This is a genomic window from Desulfopila sp. IMCC35008 (assembly GCF_010646885.2).
Taxonomy (GTDB): domain Bacteria; phylum Desulfobacterota; class Desulfobulbia; order Desulfobulbales; family Desulfocapsaceae; genus Desulfopila.
The window spans coordinates 2,557,111-2,577,950 of the sequence record NZ_CP050700.1 but is presented as its reverse complement, the minus strand read 5'-3'; the positions used below and the strand labels follow the sequence as shown (position 1 = coordinate 2,577,950).

Genomic DNA, 20,840 nt, shown 5'->3' with positions numbered 1-20,840 from the left:
GGTCGTTCAAATTTGGTTACAGATGGCTGACTGCCATTGATTTCAGCAGTTCAACAAATTCATCTTCCTGATACGGTTTGGTGACATAGGAGTCAACACCAAGTTCTTCTGCCTTTTTCCGGTGTTTTTCGGATGCACGGGAGGTAAGCATAACTACGGGAATAGATGACAGCTTGTCATGGCCAACTCGTGCAGCAAGGAATTCGTATCCGTTCATCCGCGGCATTTCAATATCAAGTACGATGACATCGGGTGTCAGAGATTCAAGCTGTTCCATGGCATCAATTCCATCAACTGCCTGGTGGGCCTGCCATGATTGTCCTTCAACCATGCGGGCTATGCTGTAGCGTACACTGATGGAGTCATCGACGATAAGCACCTGCAGAGGAGTTTCCCGTACCGGAATGTCTTCCCGCTCGACAGTTTTGACAACAAGGCTTTCCTGGGCTGCGAGTTCAAGCAGGTTAAGGATAGGAATTACCGTACCGTCACCGGTGACGGTAACGCCGTTAATACCTCGTACGTAACGTAGATGACTGCCGAGATCCTTGATAACGATCTCACGCTGTTCAATTACCGAATCGATCTGCAACGCTTTATGAGTGCCGTCGGCTTCGATAATGAGCATCAGATTCTGGACAAATGTTTCATCATCTTCAAACGACTCTAGTTGAAGGCGGGGAGCCAGTTGGATCTTTTCAATTATGTTCTCGCCCCACTTAAGCTGATTGTCATTTCCTGCTGCGAGTTCTTCCTTGCTGGATTTATGTACCTCGACAATGTCCTGGATAGGTACAGCGAATTGCCTTCCGCCAACCGTAATAACAATAGCCCTGTTGATGGAGAGGGTAATTGGGATATTGAGTTCGAAAGCAACACCTTGGCCGGGACTGTTTTCAATCTTGACACTTCCCCTCAGCTCCTGGATGTTTCTCAGGACAACGTCAAGACCGACACCGCGACCTGAGATCTGGCTGATATCTTCCTTGGTTGAAAAACTAGGTCGGAAAAGATGACGCAAAAGCTCTTCATCAGGGTAGTTCACACCTTCTTGCAGAATGTTTTCGGCGGAAAGTTTGGCCTTCATCTTGTCGATATCGATTCCCCGGCCGTCATCAGTTATCCGGATAGCAACATAACGGTTTTTCTGTTCTGCATTGATGTGAATGCTGCCGGATTTTGGTTTTCCGGCTTCCAGACGGGAGAAACTGTCTTCGATGCCGTGATCGATACAATTCCGGAGAATGTGCATTAAGGGGTCTAGTGTTTTGGACCAGATAAATCGATCCATATAAACATCTTCACCGGTAATAGTGAGCTTGACATCTTTCTCGAGGTTGTTGGCCGTCTGGCGGACAGTACGGTACAGGATCCTGGAGATGGAGGAAAGCGGGGTCATGCGGATGCGCATCAGTTTTTCCTGCATCACCCCCATGGAAAGTTGCTGCTTACTTACCTGGCCCTTTATTTCATTGGCGACGGAATTCATCTCAGAATGGATCGCATTAACATCAATGGCGATTTCGTTCAACGAACGGATAATGAGGTTCAGCTGTGAGTACCTGTCGAGTTCTATTGGATCAAATTCGGAAAGCGTGGATGTCGGCTCTTCAGCAATTGATTGGGCGCCAGGTATGGGTGCAGGACCAAAACCATAAAGGGACTGGGCCTCGAAACCGACTTCGAGCTCTTGTGTCTTGCGGTTCAGGGCCTCACGGGTGCTGTTTAAATCGATCAGGGATTGATTCATCTGCTCCATTAATTTCTCAATAGAACCGCGCGCGACAACTAGTTCACCTTCAATACCTGCAAGCTCATCGAGATCGTCAAGTTTTACACGAACATTACCCGCGGTTCCAGGAAGTGCCGTGTCAGCTTCTGGTTGTGCAGCGGCTATTTGATGGCTTTCAACTGTAGCCGGTATTTCCGGTTGTTGAATGGTATTTGCAGGTACTGGTTGGGGAAGGGGCGACTCAGAAGCTGCATCTGCCGAAGCACTGCTCCTGGTATTGAGATAAGTTTCTATCTTTTCAGAATAGATTTCAGCTGACGTCCTGTCTTGCCCGGTAGTGTCTTCTGAAAGACGCTCAATAATGTCGATACCATCTGCAATAACAAGTACATCGTCTGGATTGATCTCATCTGAATCGTCATGCAACCAGTCAAGCAGATCCTCAAGACTGTGAGCACAGGAAGAGAGATAATCAAAACCTGTCATGCCGGCAGCACCTTTTAAGGTGTGAACGGAACGACGCATTTGCGACACGGTATTAAGCAGGTCAGGGGTAAACGTCATTGCGTCGACAACACTGCCTTCGAGACTGTTGAGGGTGGAGTTGATAACCTGCAGGTGTTCTTCGCATTCTGCCTGAAAGATGGCAAAGAGTTCCTTTTCCTCGTCAGACAGGACGCGTGCTTCCGCTTCAACGCTGGCTGGTGCCTCCTCAACATATAACTCTTCTTCAATAGAAGGGCCTGCATAACTTTCAGGGTCGGCTGTTTCTTCAAACAGAATCTCTTCCTGCTGGTTGAAGATTTCGTCGATTTCAGTTTCATCAATAAAATCATCATCAATGGAGACATCCTGGTCAGCGTCTCCACCTGAAATAAGAAGGTCAGAAAGGGCGGTAAACTTGTCCTGAATACGACCGACAACTGCTTCTCCTTCACGTGGATCAAGACTGAAGATAACATCGAGATAGGTGAGGAATTCTTTCAACAGTGCGGGTGTGTCAGCAGAAATAAGTGAAGGTGTACGACCGAGGGTCTCAAGCAGGGTGTGAAAGTTCGTCAATAAGCGATGTTGACCGTTCAAACCGGCAGTTTGAGAACATGTGGCCAGTGTGGATACAGCACGACTCATTGGCGAGATGAATTGGGGCACGAGTGCAGGTACGTTTTCGGATACTGAACAATCTGCAAGTTCCTGCAGAAGTGGAAGGACGGAGCGAAGTGCATTGAGACACTCAAGCCTGATGGTATCGAGTTCGGATACTGCATCTGCGTCTGGCTCGCTTGTAACGGAAGTCCAATCGGCCTCGAACATGTCGTCTTCATAAAAAGATGTCTGTTCGGGTGTATGTCTACCGTATCCGGAGGAAAGAATATCCTTGAAATGTTCTATCTCTGCGTCCTTGGATTTGTCGGTGGCGGAACAAAATTCATCAATAGAGTCATGGACCCCATAAAGAAAATTCAGCTCCACAGCGCTAAGCGATATATGTTCTTCGAGGTTTGCGGCCAGGAGGTTCTCTGAGCGTGCCGCAGCGGCACTTAATTCACTAAAGTCAACCTGCGATGCAGCCCCCTTAATGTTATGGAAAATCCGGAAAACTTCCTGCATGACCTCCCAGTCATCGCCAGATTTCTGGAGTGTGGATAATCCCTTGCCGATTCGAGGCAGATATCCCTCAACCTCTTCAAAAAGTATTGCGGCTAATTCTTCTCGTGGTAACTGCGACATCAAATAATCTCCTGGAGAGCAGGGCGAAAGATAATCCAGTACCTCAAATAGTACGGCGGATATGGATTCTTAAAGGAAAAGGTGCCATGCATCTTTCTATGCGTCGTAATAATTTAGTAACCTGTCGAAAGCAAAAAAGGATCTCGCCTCAAGTAGGTGAAAGACCTCATCATCAATAACAATACTCTCTTGGAAAACTTCAGGTGCAGCCTTGTGAAGCAGTGAGTTTGTGACAACGGTTCGATCGGAATCTGGGCGGGAAATGGTTGCGATGATTCTGTCAATGACAATGCCTACCTTCATCTGACCTTTTTGCAGGACCACGAGCCGGCTGCTCTTTTTTATATCTGTCTTCATACTGAAAAAGAGATTGTTCAGGTCAACTACCGAAATGATTTCTTCACGGAGACTGACAATGCCTAGAATCCACGCAGGGAGGTTCGGAAGAGTCGTGATACCTGGTAAGTGACCGACCTCGTACAGGTCGTCGATAGGTACCGCCAGGGAAAGACCTCCGGCTGTGACCTGGATATACCTCCTCAGTTGTTCCTGCACACCTGACAGGAAAGGAGAGTAGGAGGAATGATCCTTGCTGTCCCTGGCAGTTGCCAGCTGAGAGTCGATATTTTCAATAATGCTCGATAATGTGTTCATAAAGTCAGAGCGGTAAAAGTTTCCAAACCTTTTGTACCTTAGATGTAATTGTTGATCAATGCCAATAATTTCTCAGGGTTGAAGGGTTTTGTTATATATTCGTTTGAGCCAAGAAGCATGCCTTTCATCTTGTCCGAAGGAGCTCTTTTGCCAGTGAGAATAAATACGGGAGTCGTTGCATAGGCTGGCATTTTCTTGATTTTTGGTAAAATGTCATATCCTGTCATGTCAGGAAGCATAACATCAAGCAGTACAAGATCAGGTGCAATGGCTTCAGCGGTGGTCAGGGCTTCTTTACCCGTAGCGGCCTCAATAACGTTGAACTTTGACCGTTTTAGAATCATCTTCAACACTTTGCGGGACGTCGGGCTGTCCTCAACAACAAATATGGTTTTTGCATCGGGATCAAAATCGTCTTGTTTCTTTCCAACTTCCGGACCTGTTTTTATAGCGGGTTCAGGGGGAAGAATTTCTTTCTCAATTTCAACGGCTGGTGCAGCAGGAGTTTTTTGTGCAGGTGGGGCTGCTGTTTCTGAAACAATGGGTTGAGCGTTCGGCAGGTAAACAGAAACCAGGTTTGTTAGTTTTTCCGGGTTAAATGGTTTTGTGACATATTCATTTACACCAGCTGAAAGGCCGCGCATCTTATCTTCGGCAGCCTGCCTTCCGGTAAGCATGATAACCGGAAGGTTAGCGATATGAGTTATGGCACGTAACTGCGGTAGTAGCTCATGGCCGGTAGTGTCAGGGAGGATAACGTCAAGAATTATCAGGTCGGGATGGTTCTCCTGACATTTCTCTATCGCATCTTTTCCGTCTTCCGCTTCAATTACTTCATATCCTTTCCTCTTGAACAACATGGAGAGGACCTTTCGTGAAGTTTTACTATCCTCTACGAGAAGTACCCGGTTACCTGACCCGATGGTGGTAATCTTTTGCCTGTCAACTGTTGGTGCACCACCCGATTGGGTTTTTGCAACGGTTGTCAGAAGTGTCAAGCTCTTGGCATAGAGGTTTATTCTAGGTGACAGTTTCCTGGCTAACCGCATAAACTTCAGCGCCTGTTGATATTGCTTGAGGTTGAAGTACCCTACAGCAAGAGAATAGGCGACTCGACTGTTTGACGGTTCAAGCTTCATCGCTTCTTCCATCAGAGCGATTGTATACTTGAGATCATCACTTTTCAGGAGTTCAGACTGAGGTTGACTGCTGATAATGAGGAATGCATGGCAATGCGGGCACAGTCCACTTTGTTTAGAAACTAAGGACCAGCAGAAGAAGCACCTCTTTACAGTGGATTCCGAGCCGTCTAACTGGGGCCGAATCTTGCGCGCCTCTCGCCAGACTTCCTGATCGTGGTTACCCCACCGATATGCCTCATCAAGAGCTTTACCGATATAATCCTGCCTGCTGATAATGCGTGATTGCCACAGCCAGGCTGGGTAACAGAATCGGTTTGAGCGAAGAATCGTTATCAGTTTTTGTCCAGCCAGTTTTAGGTGAAACTGGGAAAACAACATTTTTGCTTCGTGTAAAAGCTGTTTTTCTTCTGCGTTAGTGAGTGGCGAAGTTGTTTTTTTCTGTCCAGAAACAATTTTATGGATTTGCGACAGGGTAAGGGAAATCGTTTTCTGTATTGAAGTGTCGTTTTCTGTGACTGTCAGTTCAGGGTCAGAAGCCTTCACAAGACTAAGTATAGCACCGTTACCGTGCAGGAAGTCAGCATTAGCCGAGATTACTTCACCTTTCCTCACATGGATGACACCATGCCGTTCTCGGCTTTGGACTACAAGATCAACATTTGCCTCCTGAGCGTGGAGATCTCTGAGGAAATAAATGAGGCTTTTGGGCTTTTCAGTTATGCCTGAAGTATTTTTTTCCATTCTTGTTCAGCTGCGTCCAATGTAAGGAATGAACGAAAGGATAACCCTGTCTAGCAGGTTCCGGAAGGGGGTGGGGATGAATAGTAACCAACCTAATCCCTTCTCTAAAATGAACTTCATTTGTTCAGATCCTGGTCCTGAAAACCCTTTAGCATTACAAAGGGTTTTTTTCTCTGCTACGGACAGACAGAATCGTGGAATGTAAACACGCCGTCTACAATCTTTACAACAATTGCACATTTCTCCGGGTTGCCACTGGCGTTAAAGTTGAGCATTCCGGTAGCACCTTCCATATTGCGAATTTTTACGATCTGGTCTTTTACAGCAACACGATCTTTTAACAGGTTGCCTGAAAGACCACCTGTGTTTTCGAGTGCCTGTAACAGGACACGGACGGAGTCCCAGGTGAGCGCTGAGGGCTCATCCGGTAGTTCGTTATAGGCTTTTTGGTAACTGTCGACATACTGCTTGTTAACACCTTTCGCTTCACCCGGTGCGTAGTTACCAGTAAAGTAAAGTCCATTGCAGTCTTCGCCGCAGGTCCCGGTCAAGTCGCCACCAGCCCAGGAGTTGCTGCCTATTATCGGTATAGTGAGTCCGATTTCCTTGGCTTGACGTACTATAAGAGGGATTTCGTCGTAATGTTGAGGAGTAAAGAGAACCTGTGCACCGGAGTCCTTGATTTTTTTCAGCTGTTTACGAAAATCGGTTGCACCGGTACGGAATTCCTCAAAAGCAACAACAGAGCCTTTACCATTTGTTTTTTCAAAGGCATCACGAAATGCTTTTGCCATGCCCCTGGGGTATGCGCTGATAATATCGTAGAGTACCGCTGCTTGTGTAGCATTAAACTCGCTGGCGACAAACTTAGTTAGAACAGGTCCCTGAATCGTAAATACAAAGCAGGTCCTGAACACAAACGGTCTGTCTTTAGTCGTTATAGGAGATGTTGACCAGGGGGAAATCATAGGGGTGGAAAAAGAGTTTGCCATTTGGCCGACAGGGATCGCCAGGGCACTGAAGTTCGGTGCAATGATGGCGATTACCTGTTGCTTTGTAACTTGCTGTATAGCAAGATTTGAGGCGTCCGTGGCGGTTGACTTATTATCTCCGTAAATAAATTCAAGATCATAAGTTTTATCACCGATCTTGAGACCACCCTTGGCCTCAACTTCCTTGCGAATGAGTTCTGCAGCATTTTTTGAATGACTCCCGACCAGTGCAAACATCCCTGATTGGGCTATATTAAAACCTACTCTAATCTTTCCGTCTGCTGCTGTTGCAGTATTACAAAGCATCATGAATGATGCCAGCAGGGCCAGCGGGAAGAAATGTAACCGTCTCATACTCACCTCCGGTGGTGAATGAATAGTGGAGGAGATTCCTGGCAGAAGTCTCCTCCGTAACATCGATTTAGACCGTCTCCTCGGATTCGTCGGCGATCTTAAACATCTCAACAGCAGCACGTAGTTCCTGGGCTGTTGTACGGAGTGCATCCATGGAGGTCGCGGTTTCCTGGGAGGAAATCGAGGATGCCTTACTGACGTCACCAACTTCCTGCATGGTGCCGGAAATCTGTTCAGAAACCCGTACCTGCTCGTTGGTTGCATCTGTAATAGCTTCAATGAGATCAGCCAGATGCTGAGATACATCTTCAATCTGCTGAAGTTTTTCATGCGCGCCGTCAGCAAGCTGTGAGCCCTGTACAACCTTACCAATACTTTCGTCCATACGGTTACTGACGTTCTTTATCTCTGTCTGGATATTGTTAACAAGTGTTTCTATCTGTTTGGTTGAACTACCTGAACTTTCAGCAAGTCGCTGAACCTCGTCTGCAACAACAGCAAAACCATGACCAGCGTCACCGGCCATTGCAGCCTGGATGGAGGCGTTCAGTGCAAGGATGGAGGTCCTGTCTGAAAGCTCATTAATAATTTGTACAACGTTACCAATCTCGAGCGAACTTTCACCAAGACGTTTAATGGATCTGGCGGTTTCGTTAATCTCTTCACGAATCTCGCTCATAGCAGTGTTCGTCTTCTGTACAGCTTCCGCACCTTCACGGGCGTTAAGACGGGACTTCTCGGAAACCTCAGCAGACTTCTGGGCGTTCTCAGAAACCTCTTTAATGGAGTTAACCATATGATCAATCGCGCCAATAGCGTCTTCAACCTTGTGAGCCTGTTCGATGTTCTTGTTGGCCAGTGACATCGTCTGTTTGGTAACGTCCGCTGATGTTAAATCAACGGAGCCGGTCGCTTTCTTAACCTTTAAAATAATGTCAGAGAACTGTTCGGTCATGGCGTTGAACGAGTCGGCAATGGCACCTGTCATATCTTCGGTCACCTCTGCACGCCCTCGCAGATCACCCTCGGTCAGGGCTGAAATCTCCTCGAGGAGTTTCATGATCGATTCCTGAATAGCATCACGTTCTGTCTGACTCTGGATAAGAATGGTGATGTTATCAAGCATGGCGTTCAGTGCATCGGCCATGGTTCCAAGTTCATCCTGGGTTACAACGGGGGTACGGGCGTCGAAGTTACCCATGCCAATTTCACCGAGAAGATCGACAATGTGGTTAACCTGTTCGGTCAAACTTTTGGAAAGAACGATGGCGATCAAAATACCGAGAAGGATAGCAGCGATGGAAACACCAATCACAATTTGCCTTGTAAGTGTTGATGTGTCCTTCATCTTATTGGTTGCAGCCTGCTGATTATTGGATGCGTTTAACAGGAATGCATCGATAACAGGCTCAGCTTTTTGTGCAGCCTGTTCGTAAGCTTCGATTCTGGCATTCAGCTCGGCATCGGTATCCTTCACCTGATTAAACCAGTTAGACAACTCGTCGAGTTGTTCCGCGATCTTCTGCCTGGTCGGTGCCGGCATGAGGGAGACATCAATGAGATCTTTCAGGTTGGCAATCTGGGAGGTAACATTAGCTGCTCCCTCCCTGGTTGGGGTGAAACGGTATTCCTGGATGACTTCAAATAGTTCACCCGCGTTATCTTCAATGACGATGTCATCGTGTGCTTCAATCTCATTATCAAAAGCTTCTATGGCAGCGTCTAACTTTACTAATTCGCCGAATTCCTTATCAACACGAAGTTCCAGAATGTTTACCGTACCTATGAAGGCACTGAGGTACTCGTTGATTGAGTCCATAGCGGATTGGGCGGCATCAATGTCGCCCTGAGAAGTCAATAACTGCTGGATCTCGTATAGGGTCGCATATGTTTGGCCACCCATCTCCGTAAAGGGAACAAGATATTGGGCTTTTGCTTCCTGGATACCAATAGTGGCTTGCTTGAGCAGAAATTCCTTTTCAAGACTCTGCATTACGCGCAGCGAGTTTTCCGTTTCAAGACTAAGCCTGCCCACTTTGACCTGAACATCGATCAGCTCATCTCTTGTTTTTTGGGAAATCTGGTCAAATACCAGAGTCACACCACTGACGGCCAGAGTGAGTGCAATCATGATCATGAAAGCAAGGACCAACTTGCTTCTGATACTGAGCTTTCCTGTTAATCGTGTAAAAAGGGATCTTTTTACAGCAATGTCCTTATTCTCGCTTTCCATTACTCCTCCACAAAATGCAGATTCTGCTTGTTATTTGATGGTTCAAACCGATGCAGTCAGTTACAGGTGCAGCCTGGGTGTCTCGGTGGGGGGGAGACGATACGGGTTTGCGGCGGCAATGCACGGTTTTTTTCCATCATTTGATGAATTATCAACTGAAATTGAATGATTCCTGTCCAGCTGATGAATCTATAAAGATGCACGTAAGTAGAGCAGCTTGCGTGCAATTTCCTCACTGTTTCTGGCTTTTTACGGTTTTGCGGTCCTGTTACGGGACCAATTTTCTAAAGGTGCCATATCTAGCTTGTTTAACATAATAAATCTGCCGCTACAATAAATGATCAAAACTGGTTTGTCTAGTGATGTTTCAAGGAATCTGTTAATCTTTACCAAAAAATAGCCTCGCCCCAGATTATATAGGAATATGATTCTGGGAAAGACTTTCATTAATATGCAGAAGAAAGAAACATTTCCAAATGACAATCAATAGTAAAGCTGTGATGAACAAGAATACCAAGCTTCAGGAACAATTGCTTTGTTGGTTCAGAAGTAACAAGAGGGTGCTTCCTTGGAGAAAAACCTATAATCCATATCATGTCTGGGTGTCGGAGATCATGCTTCAGCAAACCCAGATGGAACGAGGAATACAATACTTTACTAAATGGATACAGAGGTTTCCAACGCTTGATTCGGTGGCTGAAGCAACCGAACAGGAAATACTCAAATATTGGGAAGGGCTTGGTTACTATTCCAGAGCCAGAAACCTGCATAGGGCTGCTGGTATACTAAAAAACCAATACGGATCAGAAATTCCGTGCGATATTGTATCGTTGCTGGACTTACCAGGAGTCGGTCCTTACACCGCTGCGGCTATATCCTCGATAGCGTGCAATAAGGATGTCTCTTTAGTTGATGCCAATGTGGCGCGTATTTACAGCAGGATTTTCGATATCGATAAGCAGGTAAAAAGCGGACCGGGAAGAAAGGCCATAGATAAAATATCACAAGAGTTGATAGTACCTGGACAAATGAGGTTTTATAATCAGGCCTTGATGGATCTGGGAGGCCTGATCTGCATTCCCGGAAATCCACGGTGTTCAAAGTGTCCAATATCATTTCACTGTCTGGCGTTTGAGCGGGGAACTATCAGTCAGCGTCCTGTTTCTACAAAGAAGAAAAAGAATGTTTCTATCAGGATGGCAACAGGGCTACTTGTGCATCGGGGACGGATATTTATTCAGCAACGGCAGGTTGGTGACATCTGGGCAGGTTTGTGGGAGTTTCCAGGTGGGCAGATGGAAAATGGTGAACATCCTGAACAGACAGTGGTTCGTGAATATCTTGAGGAAACCAGGCTGCGTGTTCGAGTGACAGGTGAGATTACGATAGTCACCCATTCGTACATGCATTACCGGGTAACGCTTTATTGCTATTATTGTGAACTGGAGCGAGAGAGCGAGCCTGTTTTGACAGCAGCTGATCGATATCGATGGATTGGAATGGCAGAATTACGTGAATTCGCATATCCTGCCGGACACCGAAAATTACTCGAATATATCGAAACAAATGAACAGGACAGGTTGGTAGATATCTGTAGTACATCGCTTCAGGGGTAAGGTGTTGGACGGGAGGTGCAGCGGGTCAGGATAATAGTTTTTGTACTTCCCTGGTGAAGCTGGCTGTGTCTAAAGGTTTTGTGAAAACGTTGACAATTCCGTATTGAGCCATCTCTTTTTGTTTGAGTTTGTCGCTGTATCCTGTGCAGAGAAAGATTGGTATTGAAGAGTCGCTCTCATGGATTTGTTTTGCTAAGTCCATACCATTCATTTCTGGCATCGTGAGGTCGGTTATAACAAGGTCGAAAGTGCCCGGATCACATTTTTTAAACAGTTCAAGAGCGGATAGAGGGGTCTCCTGAGCAAAAACCGAATACCCGCAACGCTCAAGTACACTCTTGTTAACTGCCAGCAAAGATGGTTCATCATCAATAACCAGGATGTTTTTTACCTGGTTACTGGATAAGGCGGGCGCTGGTTGATCATTGAGCTCAGCTTCTTTTTGAATGCAGGGGAGATACACCACGAATTCACTGCCTTCCCCTGGTTTGCTGGTTACGGTAACGAAGCCGTCATGACTTTGCACTATTCCATGAACCGTTGTAAGACCGAGTCCTGAACCTTCGCCGGGTCCGCGGGTTGTGAAATAGGGATCAAAAATCTTGTTGAGCTGATGAGCGGCTATGCCTTGCCCGGAATCCCTGACTGTAAGTTTTATATATGTACCCGGCTTCGTTTCCTGCTGTTCCCCCTCAACCGATGAGATATCCTGGTCCGTTACAGTTACAGTCAGGGTGCCTTTAGCGGAACCGATGGCCTGAACGCCGTTTGTGCAAAGATTGTGAAGCAACTGATAGATGAGAGGAGGGTCGGCAGCAATGACGCAATTGTCAGTATTGTTTTCGTAGTGAAGGGTAATATTGGCAGGAAGTGTGGAGCGCAGCAATTTCACGGTGTCGCCAATGAGAGGTGATATCTGTATGGCCCGCAATTCCTTACTTGATTTCCGACTAAACGAGATAAGTTGTTGGATTATTTCCTTGGCACGGAGCCCTGCAGTTTTTATCTCGTGTACATTCTGGTTGGCCGGATTCCAGTCAGGAGTATCGATAAGGGCTAACTCAGCATTTCCTATAATAATCCCCAGTATGTTGTTGAAATCGTGAGCGATACCCCCTGTGAGGTTGCCAAGCGCCTCCATTTTCTGGGAATGGCGCAACTGATGTTCAAGTTCTGTCCGGCGACTGTACTCCCTGCGTAAAATAATTATCTGTGAGATGAGGCTGGCATAAATCTCAAGAGGACGGACAATCTCAGCAGTTGGTTTAAGACCCGATTTTGAGGTGTCGACTGAAATTATGCCGAGGAATTTACCGTTCTCATCATTCATTCGCACAAAGAGGTTGTCTTTGGGATGCCAGAGGTGTTCGTCAGCGGGTTTGGCTTCTTCACCATAAATCGTTGCCTGCTGGTTCAGAATATGGCTTAGAGTATAAGGTATATAATAACTGAAGTTCCCGATTTTAATGCCGAGGCTGAAAACATTGTCGTACCAGTTTTTGGCAAGATCGGTTTTGCGTACTTTGTCCAATATCTCGTCTGATACTCCGGCATAGCCAATAAGCTCCCTGTATGGCGGTTCGTTCCGGAACAGGGATATGAGAACACGTTTGAAATCTGAGTGCTCCACAATGGCGTTGCTTATTTCGGAAAAGAGCTGTTTTTCATCCTGGATGGTTAACATCGCAGCAGCAGAAAGACTGAACTGCTCAGTTTGCCGGAAATAGTTCTGAAGTTTCAGCTCACTTTTCAGGAGAGCGTCCTCTGCCTGTTTGCGAGCGAGGATTTCCCTTTGCAGTCGTCTGTTGAGCAAAAACAGAATAGTAGCAATAATGACCAGGGAACCAAAAATCACAAGTAGTACTGCCAAGAGACCCGGGGAAAGCTGAAATCCCCTTGTCAATTCGATGCTGGTACTATTTAATTCGGGAGATGTGGCTGCAAAAAGGGAAGGGGGGGAGAAAAGAAAAATGGAAAAACAGATGCTGGGAAGAATGCGGCAATGTGTCGGGGAAAAACTGGCCGCCATGAGTTATGCCTCGAATTCGAGAAGGACGGGGCAGTGATCAGAACCCATTACTTCATTTAAGATTCGGGCATCCTGTATCCTGTCTTTCCCTGCAGAGTCAACGCAGAAGTAATCTATCCGCCAGCCTATATTTCTTGCCCTGGCGTTAAACCTGTAGCTCCACCAGCTGTACTGTTCCGGCTCGTTGTTAAACATACGGAACGTGTCAAGATATCCGGCCTCAAGGAATCGATCCATCCACTGTCGTTCTTCTGGGGTGAATCCTGCATTTTTTGTGTTTTTATCTGGATTTTTGAGGTCGATAGGCTTATGTGCAACATTGAAATCGCCACAAAGGACAACACATTTCCTGCTGCGTAACTTTTCAGCAAATCGGAGCAATTCTTTATTAAATGCCAGCTTGTAATCAAGCCGTTTCAAACCTTCACCGCTATTGGGGAAGTATATGTTGATCAGGAAGTAATCAGCAAACTCCAGGGTGAGTACCCGGCCTTCTCTGTCGTATTCCTCATTGCCTAATCCGTAGAAGACGTTTACCGGTTCCTTGCGGCTATACACTGCAACGCCGGAATAACCTTTTTTCTCCGCACTGTGAAAAAAAGAATAATATCCGTCAATGTTTTTCAGGTTGTCAGAGAGTTGGTCTGGCTGCGCCTTGGTTTCCTGAAGCGCCAGGATGTCGAAGTCAAGCTCCCTGACAATGTCGATGAACCCTTTTTTTTCTACTGCTCTTAGGCCGTTGATATTCCAGGATGCCAGGAAAGTTGTGGGCCTGTTCGGGATTGATTTCTTTTTCGTTTTTATAATTCTGGGGGTAACCCCTATTTGGGGACATTGCGGGGAAAGCGGACAGATGTCACATTGTGGACCTATTGGTTTACAAAGAGATTGACCGAAGGCGACCAGGATAGAATTTACGGTAAGCCAGTATTTTTCAGGCAGTATATCGCGAAGTGCCATCTCGGTTGCCAGAGGTGTCCCGGTTTGAACATACCCCCAGATGTTCATGATGCGGTGGACATGGGTATCCACGCAAATTGCAGGTTTTCCAAAGGCTACGCTTCTGACCAGGTTAGCGGTTTTTCTCCCGACACCGGGCAGTGTCACAAGTTCGTGTATGGTATCCGGGACTTTACCCTCAAACGTTTCAAGTGCTGTGGGAAGTTTATTGAGATACACAGCTTTATTGCGGAAAAAACCCACAGGGTGGATGAGCTTTTCAATTTCGTCTGTGGTGAGTTGTGAGAGTTGTTCAAGTGATGAGGCCTTTTTAAACAACCTGTTAACGGCGGCAGCGGTGGTTTCGTCCTTGGTCCTGGCAGAGAGAATAGTCGCTACCAGCACTTTGAACGGGTCCCTAGTTTGAACAGCGATCAAGTCAACCACGGGGACATCCTTGTCCTTTACAAATTCACCAACTGTTAAGAGAAAGGAATGAATGTCGATCTTTTTATGCAATTGAATATCCCGTTTGATTTGAATTACCAGAAGCGAACGGGCCCGGTATCTATATGGACAAAATCAGAGCGTCTGTAGTAGCCAACGCCTCCTGTCTGCAGTTTCCTGGCAATATCCCTGAGATGTGATGTTTTAACATCGGACAGGCGAATATCTATTGCCTGACCTTTCATATGGTAACTGGTCTTTGCCACCCCATTGCTTCTGGAACGCAGCATGTTGTTCGTTTGTGGCGACCGGTAGCCGGAGATTACTTCGTACACACCGTTGCTTCCGGTGAGGTCCTGAATTTTCATCAAGGTACTGAACAACCTGATGTCCATGGGGTGCGTGTCACCGGTCCGGAAGTCGCGCAAGAATGTGAAAAGTTTTTTACGGTCCCGGGTGGTGTAGTGGCCGTTTGTAGTTGAAACGTCGAAAGTTTCCCCTGTATGGGTGTGATAGAAGGACAACGTTCGAGTCCTTGGCAGGCTGCCTAAGGCGCTCATTGGGGCACAAAATGCAAGGCCGCCGAGAGCGGTGCCGGCGGCATGGATGAGAAATTTCCTGCGAGTCAAGCTCTTGTCGTTTCCCTTAAATTCAGTCATGTGCTGGCTGGATGCGGTTAACTATAAGTCTTTATTGTTAATTTACAGCGTGCAATAATTTCTGATCACGAGCATAAACGTCCTTATTAAAATGGATCAGGCCCTCTTTGTCAACCCAACCGGTCTGGTACGTGATATGGACCGGTACGGGGGTATCCAGCGGGATAACCTTTCGTTCGTTCTGGAGGTAAAGATCCTGGATCATCTCAGGTGTGAATTTCTTTTGTTGAAAGTCTAAAATAAACGATGCCAGTGCGGGAGGATCGGATACGCGTATACAACCATGACTTAAAAACCTCTGGTCACGACTGAAAAGATCCTGGGAGGGAGTGTCGTGTAAATAAATTGAGTGTTTGTTTGGGAAAACAAATTTTAATTTTCCCAGGCTATTCCAGGGACCAGGGTCCTGTCGAAGCCTGAAAACTGACATTTGCGATGGAGTTATCGTATACCAGTCGATTTCGGTAGAATCCATTTCGATAGCATCGTCATACCAGCTTGAAAACAGTCTGATATGTCTCTCAACAAGATGAAATGGATTCTTGCGCAGAGCAGGCAGTTGCTCGTTTTTTGCAATACTTGGCGTGATGGTCCAGTAGGGGTTGAAGACAAGATATTTCACATGATCACTGAATATTGGTGTCTGGTTCTGCAAATTTCCGACAACAACTGGAATATCTAGTACCGTCTCGTTATCAACAATACCCCTGAGAGTGAAGTCGGCAATATTGACAAGGATATATCTCTCGCCGAGTTGGTGGGCCTGGCGGTGCCAGCGAGTAAGGTTGAGTCGTACAGTTTCAAGCCGGTCTCTAACAGGAATATTCATTGCATCCAGGGTTCTTAAACCGATAACACCGTCCGTCGTGAGGTTGTGCCGTGCCTGAAACTGCAATACCGCTCTTCTCAAGGTGTCGTCGTAATTTGAGTTTATGTTTTGGAGGGGCGTGTCATGGGGTAAGTCTGTTCTAAGGAGTCTGAGTTTAACTGCCTTAATTCGTGAATCTTTATCACCTGGTTTTAGCGGAGGACCTTCGGGGATCGGGAGCCACCCCCCGGCAGCCGCAATAGACTGATACAGTCTTAGGGATTCTTGTAATCCCTTGTAATGGTAGTGACTGGGGGCCTGGTTTTTGAGGAATGTAAAAAAATCTACGGCTTCAAGGCACTTTTTTATCAGTGTGACCGGATCAAAAGAGTTTTTGGAATTGTTCGTTTCACCTATCATTCTCCCTGCCTCAGAAGATATGGGGAGATCCTTTTCTCCATGCAGATCATAGAGGTATTTAACAAGGCCAAAGGTGAGAAGTGTCTCAAGTTGGGCGAGATCTTCAGGAGTTTGGGACGGTAAAACATCCTTTATCTGTTCTATTTCGTATTTCCGGGGATTAAGACCGTGGTCAGAGCTGTTTTGCAGGTGATGCACAATAGCCCATCCGGCTTCTGTCGGTCCTTCCTCGTCTACCCAGAGTGGGTAGTTGTTAACGGATAGATAGATGGTGGAGAGGCAGAGTGCCCTGTTGTTGACGATGGATTTTGTTGGTGTTATATCGACGGTCTTCAGTGGCGAGCAGACAAGGTATTTCGTCATCGCCTTTCTGATCTGAAGAGTGTTGCCGTTGGCCGGGAGCTGCAACAATGCCAGGAGCGCTAAAGGTAACAAAAAATAGAAGGGAAATTTCCGGGAGAGAATAAAGCTTTGCTTCCCGGTTGGGTCCGGTCGGTATGGCATGAATTATTGCTAAATCATTTGTTTGGCGTTACTGATTGAGTAAGTTCACATATACCTGATAGCTTTTATCATGTATTTTTGTTCTTGGCAATTATACCGGTGGATCTGACAAGATAAATGTTCTAAAGGAGGAGCGCGCAGGTACCGTAGAGATACCTGCGCGCACGTGTGAATATGCCTACAGTTTGATGGTATCGGCAGAGAAATTCAAAGTTGCGAAATAGTCTTCTTTTGTTTCTTCCCTACGGATCAATTCCACAGTCGAATCGCTGCAAAGGAGAAGCTCTTTAGGGCGTAACTTTCCATTATAGTTGAAGCCCATTGCACTACCATGAGCACCGGTGTCATGAATGATCAGGATATCGTTTTCTTCAATGACAGGTAGATTTCTTTGAATTGCGAATTTATCATTGTTTTCGCACAGCGAGCCAACTACATCGACAACCTGCTTGTTGTTATCTGTTTTGCCATACACCTCAATATGGTGGTAGGCGCCGTAGAGCGCGGGCCGCATCAACGCACTCATGCAGGCATCAACCCCGATATAGGTTCGGTAAATATCCTTACGATTAATTGCTTTGACGACTAAAGCACCGTGAGGACCCGTCATAAAACGACCGCTTTCCATGTAGAGTCCGGGCATGTACCCGTGACGACTTTTGAAATTGACAAAAAGTGTTGTAATTTCGGCTCCCATCGCTTCAAGGTTAAGCGGTTCCTGATCAGGTCGATACGGGATACCAAGACCACCACCAATGTTGATAAATTCAAATGTGATATCGAGCTCTGTAGAGATTTCTTCTACAAGTTCCAGCAGCATTTCTGCTGTCTGGACCATGTAACTGTACTGGAGTTCGTTTGAAGCGAGCATGGTATGAAGGCCAAAACGTGTAGCCCCTCGCGCTTTTGCCTGTCTGTAGGCTTCCACTATTTGCTCATGGCTTACACCATACTTAGATTCTGTCGGAGTGCCAATGATGTCGTTGCCGCTACGCCTTGCGCCTGGGTTATAGCGAAAACAGATAAGGTCCGGTACTGCCGTAACCTTTGGAAGAAGAGATATATCATCGAGATTGAGAATGCAGCCGCCATCTGCAAAGGCTGTTTCAAATTCATCGGAACCAGTATTATTAGAGGTGAACATGATCTCTTCACCCCGACCGCCTGCCTGTCTGGAAAGAATCAATTCGGTGTTGGAACTGCAGTCAAAACCAAATCCCATGTCTTTCATTATTTTTAGAATAGCAGGGTTTGGTAAGGCCTTTACGGCATAGAATTCACGAAAATTATCGATGCCGGAAAAGGCGTTGCGTAGTTGCCTGCAGGTTTCCCGGATACCTTCTTCATCATAGATATGAAAAGGTGTTCCATAATGATCGCATATTTGTGGAAGGGCAGGATATAACCTGTCTGCAAAAGATGATGACAGCGGCATTTCTTATTCTCCTTTTCCGTTCTTGAGTGGAATTTTTGACGTTTCTTTATGTGTCTCGAGTACTGTTGTGGTGCTGGTTGTTCTGACTCCGTCGAGCACCAGTATCTTCCGTTTGATAAGTTGCCCGAGCTGGTGAGTACCCGCTGTTCGGACCTTGATCAGATATCCGTCTTTACCTGCAATATGGTGGACTTCCTGGACCTCAGGAATGTCTGATAAGAGTTCAGCAAGGCAATTTTCGGCGTAACTATGCGGTTCTGCTTCAATATGGATGAAAGAAATTTGGCCGCCACCGAACATTTCCGGATTAAGCCGCACTTCATAGCCGTCAATGATCCCTTGCTTTTCCATCTTCCTGATACGCTCAAGAACTGCGGATGGAGCCAGTCCTATCTGTCGGGAAACCTCAACATTTGGAATGCGTGCTTTCTCTTGTAGTATTTTCAGTATTTCCATACTGATTTCATCAATCATTCTATTATTCCTCCTGTGTTGAGAATAATATTCAGCATTGAAGATGAAGTCAAGTGAGTAATTCTCTTAAAGGTAAATATATGTGAAAAAATGCATCAATATAGCCTCCTACGCGTGAATATGTTCTGTTCATTTCCGTATTGGCGAATATTGTTCTGATCTGATATCCTTATTTAAGGAACAACGCTCCGTCGGAATTACTAAATGTTCAGAATACGTAAAAAGACGAGGAATAATGACTGGGAAAGTACTGTTTTTTGGACTGACGACCGTTGATATCTTTAATTATGTATCATCGTTTCCTGCCAGCAACGAGAAGGTGAGGGCGATAGATCAATTGGTTTCGGCTGGAGGTCCTGCTGCCAATGGTGCCGTTAGCTGCAGTGTTGCCGGAAATAAGTGCACCCTTGTTTCATGTTTAGGGCGGCATCCTCTTGCCCAGTTGGCACTGGAGGATCTGCAAAAGTATGGAGTAGACGTTATTGATTGCCTAAAGGACCCTGACAAACTACCTGTGCTCTCAACCATAACTATTGATCTTGGTAGTGGTGATAGAAGCGTGATCTATACCAATACTGATTTATGTTCGATTGAAATAAACAGTACATGGAATGATTTGTTGAAAGGGGTTTCTCTCATCATGCTGGATGGATATTTTATGCCTCAGGCAATTGAAATCGCAATGGAGGCAAAAAGAGCGAAAATAAAGGTGGTGCTGGATGGAGGGAGTTGGAAGGTGGGAGCTGAAAAACTTTTACCCTATGTTCAGTACGCTGTCTGTTCCGCTGATTTCTATCCGCCCGGTTGCACCGATCATGATGAGGTGATTCAGTACCTGCATGATACAGGGGTGGAATATGTGGCAATAAGCAGGGGAAGTCGTCCCATTATCTACTCAATTAATGGGCAAACAGGTACTGTGGCTGTTGCCCGGCAGGAAGCTGTAGATACGCTTGGGGCCGGAGACATTCTGCATGGAGTGTTCTGTGCCTGCCTGGTGGAGAATGATTTTGTTAGTAGTTTACGGCGTGCCTCGTTAATCGCGACCCGGTCGTGCAGGTCTCGGGGAACACGTCGCTGGATCGAGGATGGTTTTAAATAATCGCAAAGTGCTCCCTTCTGGAGTTACCTGGGGTTTATCCAAATGCTCAGCACTCTGTTCAATATCGAGGCGTGGCTAATTTATTAGCCACACGCATATGTACGATATCCGGAGGATAAATATTTTAGCCGGAACGCTGAGATTGGGCAGAAGGGTAGTTTTAGTATGGGAACTATTTAGGGAGCTTGGTAAACTTTGCCCCTTCGAGAGTCAGGTTGTACATCAATCCCTCGTTATCGAATACAAAACCGACAACCGGAGAACTGATATCGATGGAGTTGATGTCCTCGCCGACTCCCCATTCAAGTAGAGCCACGGAACCATCAACACCGACTTTCCAGCCACTACTGTTTTGGAAATGAAAAAGCGATTCATCGGTCATAAATACAAGTACCAGTGACTTCCTTTGGGCACCAAGCTGAAAACCAAATGAGGCTCCTGCTGTAGAGTAATAGTCAACAATATCGTCCCCGACCAGCAGTGCACCCTCACCGTATTCGCCACCAAAAGCGATACCTGCTTTTACCACAGAAGGGAACACGAGCACCCCTTCACTTTTCGTTAAGAAAGCATCACCACCGTTTATCGAAGAGCTGAATCTTTTCAGGGTATTGTCGATACGTATAGACAGAACGCCGTCTGCATCCGGGTGGCGAATAGCACAGCCAGAAAAAAGTGAAAGAGAAAAAAGAACGATGAGAATACAGTTAAAGGGTGTGCGCGATCTTGGCCATTGTCCAGACATGATATCAATCTCCTCCATCAACTAAGAAAAAGGCACCCCGTGCAGACATAAAGTGCTTCTTAATTATCTAATATTATATCAAT

The 20,840-nt window shown here is 46.2% G+C and carries 14 protein-coding genes; 2 read left to right on the top strand and 12 right to left on the bottom strand.

Annotation, left to right across the window (positions count from 1 at the left end):
* Positions 1-16: 16 nt before the first annotated feature.
* From GA520_RS11315 to GA520_RS11295, 5 genes are all read right to left on the bottom strand, one after another.
* Positions 17-3,463: an Hpt domain-containing protein gene (locus tag GA520_RS11315; RefSeq protein ID WP_163340080.1), complete on the bottom strand. Its 3,447-nt coding sequence runs from the start codon at positions 3,461-3,463 to the stop codon at positions 17-19.
* Positions 3,464-3,559: 96 nt separating this feature from the next.
* Positions 3,560-4,117, bottom strand: a complete 558-nt coding sequence (locus GA520_RS11310; protein WP_163340079.1) for a chemotaxis protein CheW — start codon at positions 4,115-4,117, stop codon at positions 3,560-3,562.
* Between the two features lie 38 nt (positions 4,118-4,155).
* Positions 4,156-6,000, bottom strand: coding sequence for a response regulator (locus GA520_RS11305; RefSeq protein ID WP_163340078.1), 1,845 nt, complete (start codon positions 5,998-6,000; stop codon positions 4,156-4,158).
* Positions 6,001-6,176: 176 nt separating this feature from the next.
* Positions 6,177-7,346: an ABC transporter substrate-binding protein gene (locus GA520_RS11300; protein WP_163340077.1), complete on the bottom strand. Its 1,170-nt coding sequence runs from the start codon at positions 7,344-7,346 to the stop codon at positions 6,177-6,179.
* Positions 7,347-7,413: 67 nt separating this feature from the next.
* Positions 7,414-9,579: a methyl-accepting chemotaxis protein gene (locus GA520_RS11295; protein WP_163340076.1), complete on the bottom strand. Its 2,166-nt coding sequence runs from the start codon at positions 9,577-9,579 to the stop codon at positions 7,414-7,416.
* 476 nt (positions 9,580-10,055) lie between these two features.
* Between GA520_RS11295 and mutY the strand changes: the two genes are divergently transcribed.
* Positions 10,056-11,195: an A/G-specific adenine glycosylase gene (mutY, locus tag GA520_RS11290; protein WP_370362765.1), complete on the top strand. Its 1,140-nt coding sequence runs from the start codon at positions 10,056-10,058 to the stop codon at positions 11,193-11,195.
* Between the two features lie 25 nt (positions 11,196-11,220).
* Here mutY and GA520_RS11285 read toward each other — a convergent pair whose 3' ends face one another.
* The 6 genes from GA520_RS11285 to GA520_RS11260 all read right to left on the bottom strand — a co-directional run bounded on the left by GA520_RS11285 (position 11,221) and on the right by GA520_RS11260 (position 18,910).
* Positions 11,221-13,050: a response regulator gene (locus GA520_RS11285; RefSeq protein WP_163340075.1), complete on the bottom strand. Its 1,830-nt coding sequence runs from the start codon at positions 13,048-13,050 to the stop codon at positions 11,221-11,223.
* Between the two features lie 177 nt (positions 13,051-13,227).
* Complete coding sequence (locus GA520_RS11280) at positions 13,228-14,682, bottom strand: exodeoxyribonuclease III (protein ID WP_167528829.1); 1,455 nt, start codon at positions 14,680-14,682, stop codon at positions 13,228-13,230.
* A gap of 23 nt (positions 14,683-14,705) precedes the next feature.
* Positions 14,706-15,269: a YcbK family protein gene (locus GA520_RS11275; protein ID WP_163340074.1), complete on the bottom strand. Its 564-nt coding sequence runs from the start codon at positions 15,267-15,269 to the stop codon at positions 14,706-14,708.
* 37 nt (positions 15,270-15,306) lie between these two features.
* Positions 15,307-17,001, bottom strand: a complete 1,695-nt coding sequence (locus GA520_RS11270) for a murein L,D-transpeptidase (protein WP_163340073.1) — start codon at positions 16,999-17,001, stop codon at positions 15,307-15,309.
* A gap of 178 nt (positions 17,002-17,179) precedes the next feature.
* Entirely contained in the window at positions 17,180-18,436 is a 1,257-nt protein-coding gene (gene lysA / locus GA520_RS11265) for a diaminopimelate decarboxylase (protein ID WP_163340072.1), read from the bottom strand.
* A 3-nt stretch (positions 18,437-18,439) separates the two neighbouring features.
* Positions 18,440-18,910, bottom strand: coding sequence for an Lrp/AsnC family transcriptional regulator (locus GA520_RS11260; RefSeq protein ID WP_205749384.1), 471 nt, complete (start codon positions 18,908-18,910; stop codon positions 18,440-18,442).
* Positions 18,911-19,145: 235 nt separating this feature from the next.
* Between GA520_RS11260 and GA520_RS11255 the strand changes: the two genes are divergently transcribed.
* A complete protein-coding gene (locus GA520_RS11255; protein WP_163340071.1) occupies positions 19,146-20,012 on the top strand; it encodes a PfkB family carbohydrate kinase in 867 nt (288 codons plus the stop codon).
* A 172-nt stretch (positions 20,013-20,184) separates the two neighbouring features.
* Here the strand turns inward: GA520_RS11255 and GA520_RS11250 are convergent, their stop codons facing one another.
* Positions 20,185-20,757 carry a YSC84-related protein gene (locus GA520_RS11250; RefSeq protein ID WP_163340070.1) on the bottom strand — a complete coding sequence of 191 codons (573 nt, stop codon included), beginning with the start codon at positions 20,755-20,757 and terminating at the stop codon, positions 20,185-20,187.
* Positions 20,758-20,840 lie beyond the last annotated feature (83 nt).